At 34.1% G+C, this 4801-nt stretch carries 6 protein-coding genes; 4 read left to right on the top strand and 2 right to left on the bottom strand.

What is annotated here, in order from left to right; genetic code table 11:
• Positions 1-848 precede the first annotated feature (848 nt).
• From sigH to POF52_RS30765, 3 genes are all read left to right on the top strand, one after another.
• Positions 849-1511 carry an RNA polymerase sporulation sigma factor SigH gene (gene sigH, locus POF52_RS30775; protein ID WP_271998124.1) on the top strand — a complete coding sequence of 221 codons (663 nt, stop codon included), beginning with the start codon at positions 849-851 and terminating at the stop codon, positions 1509-1511.
• A gap of 137 nt (positions 1512-1648) precedes the next feature.
• Positions 1649-1918 carry a DUF1871 family protein gene (locus tag POF52_RS30770; RefSeq protein WP_271998122.1) on the top strand — a complete coding sequence of 90 codons (270 nt, stop codon included), beginning with the start codon at positions 1649-1651 and terminating at the stop codon, positions 1916-1918.
• A 263-nt stretch (positions 1919-2181) separates the two neighbouring features.
• The gene (locus tag POF52_RS30765; protein WP_271998120.1) at positions 2182-2607 is read left to right on the top strand and encodes a hypothetical protein; all 426 of its coding nucleotides are present in this window, start codon (positions 2182-2184) and stop codon (positions 2605-2607) included.
• Positions 2608-3448: 841 nt separating this feature from the next.
• On the opposite strand, the gene POF52_RS30760 is transcribed toward POF52_RS30765, so the two are convergent.
• Both POF52_RS30760 and POF52_RS30755 read right to left on the bottom strand, forming a co-directional pair.
• Positions 3449-3628 (bottom strand): hypothetical protein, encoded by a 180-nt coding sequence (locus POF52_RS30760; RefSeq protein WP_271998117.1) that lies wholly within the window; start codon positions 3626-3628, stop codon positions 3449-3451.
• 133 nt (positions 3629-3761) lie between these two features.
• Positions 3762-3902 (bottom strand): FbpB family small basic protein, encoded by a 141-nt coding sequence (locus POF52_RS30755; protein ID WP_176586167.1) that lies wholly within the window; start codon positions 3900-3902, stop codon positions 3762-3764.
• Between the two features lie 355 nt (positions 3903-4257).
• On the opposite strand from POF52_RS30755, the gene POF52_RS30750 reads away from it, so the two are divergent.
• Positions 4258-4458 (top strand): cold-shock protein, encoded by a 201-nt coding sequence (locus POF52_RS30750; protein WP_013056497.1) that lies wholly within the window; start codon positions 4258-4260, stop codon positions 4456-4458.
• Positions 4459-4801: the final 343 nt, after the last annotated feature.

Below are 4801 nucleotides of genomic sequence, written 5' to 3'. Positions count from 1 at the left end.
AGACATAAAGGGGACATTAGTGTTTTAAAGGGGGACGTAAAAGGGACGTACACTAAAAAAACGGGACTCAAAGGGGACATTTAGTGACTTTCTCTGATATCACCGTTTTGCTAGGCTTTGCCTAGCCTATCACCCTATATGATAGCAAAAACCTCTTATGCTCTTCTCTCTTTTGTAGTGGGGAACCACAATTTACAGGATAGGAACGAATGTCATGGATATGTTTTTACAAAATATCGATCTGATTGCCGTTAAAAAAATAGATGAAATTGCGAAAGAAAAGAACATTTCTTCTTGAGGATTTTTAAAAGTCAGCTTAAAAAGGAGGGATGTACTAAGAGAGATAAAGGATTATGACAAAGGGAGAAAAGAGAAATTATAAAATGGATTCACGAAATTTTTTGCATGGAATATTGGAGTACATTCTACGGAAAAAGGAATGCAGCACAAGAAATGGAACGTAAAAAAAAGCAAAAGTTTGAAGGCGAAAGAATCTTCTTTTTTCATACTCGGAAGATAGAAGCAGCAAGCAAACCAACGAATTAAGATTTGATTATTATCAATAAGTACTACAACAAACTTGCTTATTTTCACAATAGCTATATCGAAATTGTTGATCCAGTAGCAACGGATAAAACATGGGAGAAAACGCGTGTTAACTTTTTAAAAGTCAACAGGATTAAAAATCATCCTTATTGTACTGGGCATATATATAAGGTTTTATGTAATGTCTCACTTCTCTCTCTCTAAATATTCTTTCTACTCTTTGTTTTTTCGACATTTTTTATACCTTTTCTTTTTTATAATGTAAAGTACATAGAAAGCATAAGACACGAGGAGGAGTGCAGATGAACATGGTAGCAGACGTAGAAATAAGAGAAGAAAAGATGACCCTAAATGATGAAGAGATTGTTCAAGCGTTTCAAAAAGGTGATGAAGATGTTTTCAATGGGCTCATAAAGAAATATGATTATTTAGTCTGTTCAAAGGTAAAAAGATACTTCCTGCTAGGAGGAGATCGAGAAGATCTCTTACAAGAAGCAAGGCTAGGGTTATATAAAGCTGTTCGCGATTTTAAAGCAGAAGGGATGAGTTCATTTAGAGGATTTGCTGATCTATGCATTACACGTCAACTCATTACAGCTATAAAGGCAAGTGCTCGTCAAAAACATTCCCCCTTAAATAATGCCGCCTCTTTAAACATGCCTAGGAATTCAAAGCGATTGGAAGATGATTTGATTCTTATGGAGATGCTTCCTCATCCACGTGCTGTAAGCCCCGAACAAGCTGCTGTAGAAAGGGAGAATAAAAGGGAGAGGGAACAAATGTTACAAGAAATACTGTCACCTATTGAAAAAGATGTATTCGCTCTATATATGAAGGGACAAACGTATATGCAAATCTCTCAGAACCTACATCTTTCTCAAAAAACAGTAGATAATGCGCTTTGCCGAATTAAGAAAAAAATGAAGCATCAAATGCAGTATCTGTATTTACAGCAATCATCTTGATAGACGTGGATAAGTCTCTATAAGCTATTCATTCTAAATTCGGACAACGCCTATTGTATAGATGCTATTTTTTCTTTTATATGTTCTTTTATTTATAATAAAGATAACAATGAGTAAGCTAATAGAAGGTGATGGGAATGAAAGGACAACAATGGAGTACAATGTTTAATGATGTAAAAGAAACGATACAATCAATTATTTACACATGGAATCCACTCTCTTTGCATGCTTCTGAGGAATATGAGTATGAAGCTACATGGATCCTTCCTATGGTGTACAAAGTATCAAACGTTGAGAGTCTGGCGATTGAGATAACAGATATATTAAATCAGTCATTTAATAGTACGTTAACAAAAGAAGACTGTATAGGAATTGCGCAGCAAATCTGGGAGCAGATAAGAGAATAGATAAACGCACGCTCGTAGTTAGATAGGTGCTTGGGAAGAAGAGATTTTTTCTTCCTAAGCACCACTGTCGAGACGAGTTATGGTATACACCTTTAGTTACCATAATATAGTTTCTAAGTACAAAAATTTAAAAGGGAGCTTCAGCCTGCTTTTTAAATTTATATATTCATCTCCATTTTTTGCATGTCAGAAATACATACAACGATTACTTAGATATGTTGTAAGTAAACAAGATTCATTAATTAATGCAAGGGGGCTATAACATGGACACTGGTATAGCTAAATGGATTCCTATTCCTTACTTTCAAATCAATAAAGAAGGTACAATTCTAAATTCTTCAAACCGAACACATTCCTATTTTTATCCCACATCTAATATATGGCATATCGTTCATAAAGAAGACCGAAATAAGGTCATATTAATGCTGTCACAAAGCACCAATTCCCAACCTGTAACAGAATATTTAGTTTTACAAACAAGTAACAAATTATTTGGGAATTTTAAATGTACGATTCAATGGAAAGATGGTATAGGTCACCTGGTATGTACCGAAAGAAAGAGTGTCGCAGATCTAGACATTACACCTTTTCCTATTCAAACATCTTTGGCAAATACAAAGAAACGGTTAGAGGGATCAGAAAAGTCTTTAACCACTGCTGCTAAAATAATAAGTTTAAGAAGACACTAATTTTTTGTTTTCCGTTACACGAATATTATTTTCCATTATGAACAAACTACTCAAGACGCCGTGAGGCATCCACTCGAAACCCTTGCAATAGAATGAGAAACTACTGGTCCTCCCCGTCCAGTAGCTTTTGTTTTTTTGACTGTATATGTTATTCTAGCTTACATAATTAATTATTCGGAACCCCACACAAAAATGAACCCTTGGGGAACAAAGATTCTAAAGAATTCGCCATTTCTTCCTTAATATGCAGATATATATGCTAATCCCATCAAAAATGGTTTTTGTGAGGAGAATATGCTATAATCTCTCCACCGATATATTTTATAGAAAATCCCTTTAAAGAGCTACTTCCCTACAAAGCGAGGTAGCTCTTTATGTTGCTAACAATCAAATTCAATGATTCCTAAATGGGCTTTTCTTTCTTTGATATTTTCCCTGTTAACCAACTTGCTACTCCACCTATTGTGATGCCCCCACTAATAGCTAAAATTTGATAGATATAGTCCCCCCAATACATAAAACTCCCACCCCTCGCCTTTTTCAGAAAATTCAATTATATTAATTGTGCTACTTTTAAAATGAAAAATTTGTAGTAATTTGAATAACGAATAGTATCAGTTACTTTTATCTATCGTTATGAATGGATAAGTTGATTTAAATTAAACTGGAATTAGGGGAGAGATGGCTATAAAAACACATAAGTAATCGGGGCTGACCTAGATAAAAAGCGAATAAATCAGCTCTTTTATTTGTTTTCTTAGGGGGAAGCATTTTTCATAAGGAAAGTTCTAGTACGAAAATGGTGAATGGTGAAAAAATGCTTCTGGACGGATACTGTGAATTAAATTGTTTCATCGTTCATGTTTAGGAACTTACTTTCTAACTCTACTTGCTTCATTCTTCGTTGTAGTTCTAAATTTTCTAAGGCTTGTTCTAACTCAGGGGATAAATCAATTCGGTCTTTAGCATGCGCCATTAGTTCCCTAATAATTGCTAACTTCTTTTGTTCTTTTGAATTCATATTAACAGCTCCTTTCCCGTGACTTATTAGGTTCGACATAGCAGATAGAAAAACCTGTAAAAAACATTCACTTAGAAATGCAACAGCAGTACAAAAAAAACATCCGTTTAGATAGGATGTTTTTATTCTACTTTTATTTAGTTTTCACCTTTAGAGACTGCTCCTGGCGAGCTTCAATTTTTTCTTCAATCTTTTCCATGGCCTTTTTATCTTCTAGTATGTTATGTCTATTTTCATTGACTAGGGTTTGAAAAGATGGTTTTAACTTTCTCATAATGGCACTTCTTTCTTACTGTTTAGTTTAGTCCGTAGACAAGTATGATTATAACGATTAAATGGAATAAAGCAATTATTTGCTATCATAAAATGAAGGGTGGAATTCTTACTCTTTTAATAGTCAAATTCAGAAGGATAAGGTAGCTACAATAGTACATACATTTTGTATTAGGGTTCTATTTCCGTTATTTGCTATCAATACGTCTATGTGTTACACTCTAGTTAACTTATTTTTGTTCGGTATAAGATTGAGAGAAGAAAAAACCCTAAACAAAAGTTTTTATCTTGAAATAGTATGATTGAGCAAGAGTGGTAATACATTTGTGGAGTATTCCACAGCAGGAGGCAACATTATGACACAAGGTACAGTAAAATGGTTTAATGCAGACAAAGGTTTCGGTTTCATTGAAATCGAAGGCGGAGACGATGTATTCGTTCATTTCAGTGCTATTCAAGGTGAAGGTTTCAAATCATTAGAAGAAGGTCAAAAAGTTACTTTTGATATCGAGCAAGGTCAACGTGGAGCACAAGCTGCTAACGTTCACAAAGCATAATCAAAAGTGATAAAAAAGACTCCTATGAAGGAGTCTTTTTTTATGGTTTTATAATTAGAACACCGTGAGTTATCTACTATTAGTTAAATAGAAACCCCAGGCTTTAAAAAAGCCTGGGGTTTAGTCAAGACGATCGATACAAGGTTAATTAGTTATAACATACAATAGAAATAGAAAGCAAATATGAACAAAGACTTTTTATGTATAGGGAGTGTTTAATCTTTCTAAAAGCATAGGTTTATATTATCTTCTATGGGGATTACGGGGGATTTTATCAATAAGGCGTTTTTTAGCCTCCATCTGACTTTTACACAAAGGACATTTCTGGTGACTATCGTAAGAA

The organism is Priestia sp. AB (genome assembly GCF_028369225.1).
GTDB classification, from domain to species: domain Bacteria; phylum Bacillota; class Bacilli; order Bacillales; family Bacillaceae_H; genus Priestia; species Priestia megaterium.
This window is presented reverse-complemented; position numbering and strand designations above follow the sequence as displayed.

Coding starts and splice junctions, on each gene's coding strand:
- sigH (WP_271998124.1), top strand. CDS start 849: ATGAACATGGTAGCAGACGTAGAAATAAGAGAAGAAAAGATGACCCTA.
- POF52_RS30770 (WP_271998122.1), top strand. CDS start 1,649: ATGAAAGGACAACAATGGAGTACAATGTTTAATGATGTAAAAGAAACG.
- POF52_RS30765 (WP_271998120.1), top strand. CDS start 2,182: ATGGACACTGGTATAGCTAAATGGATTCCTATTCCTTACTTTCAAATC.
- POF52_RS30760 (WP_271998117.1), bottom strand. CDS start 3,628: ATGAATTCAAAAGAACAAAAGAAGTTAGCAATTATTAGGGAACTAATG.
- POF52_RS30755 (WP_176586167.1), bottom strand. CDS start 3,902: ATGAGAAAGTTAAAACCATCTTTTCAAACCCTAGTCAATGAAAATAGA.
- POF52_RS30750 (WP_013056497.1), top strand. CDS start 4,258: ATGACACAAGGTACAGTAAAATGGTTTAATGCAGACAAAGGTTTCGGT.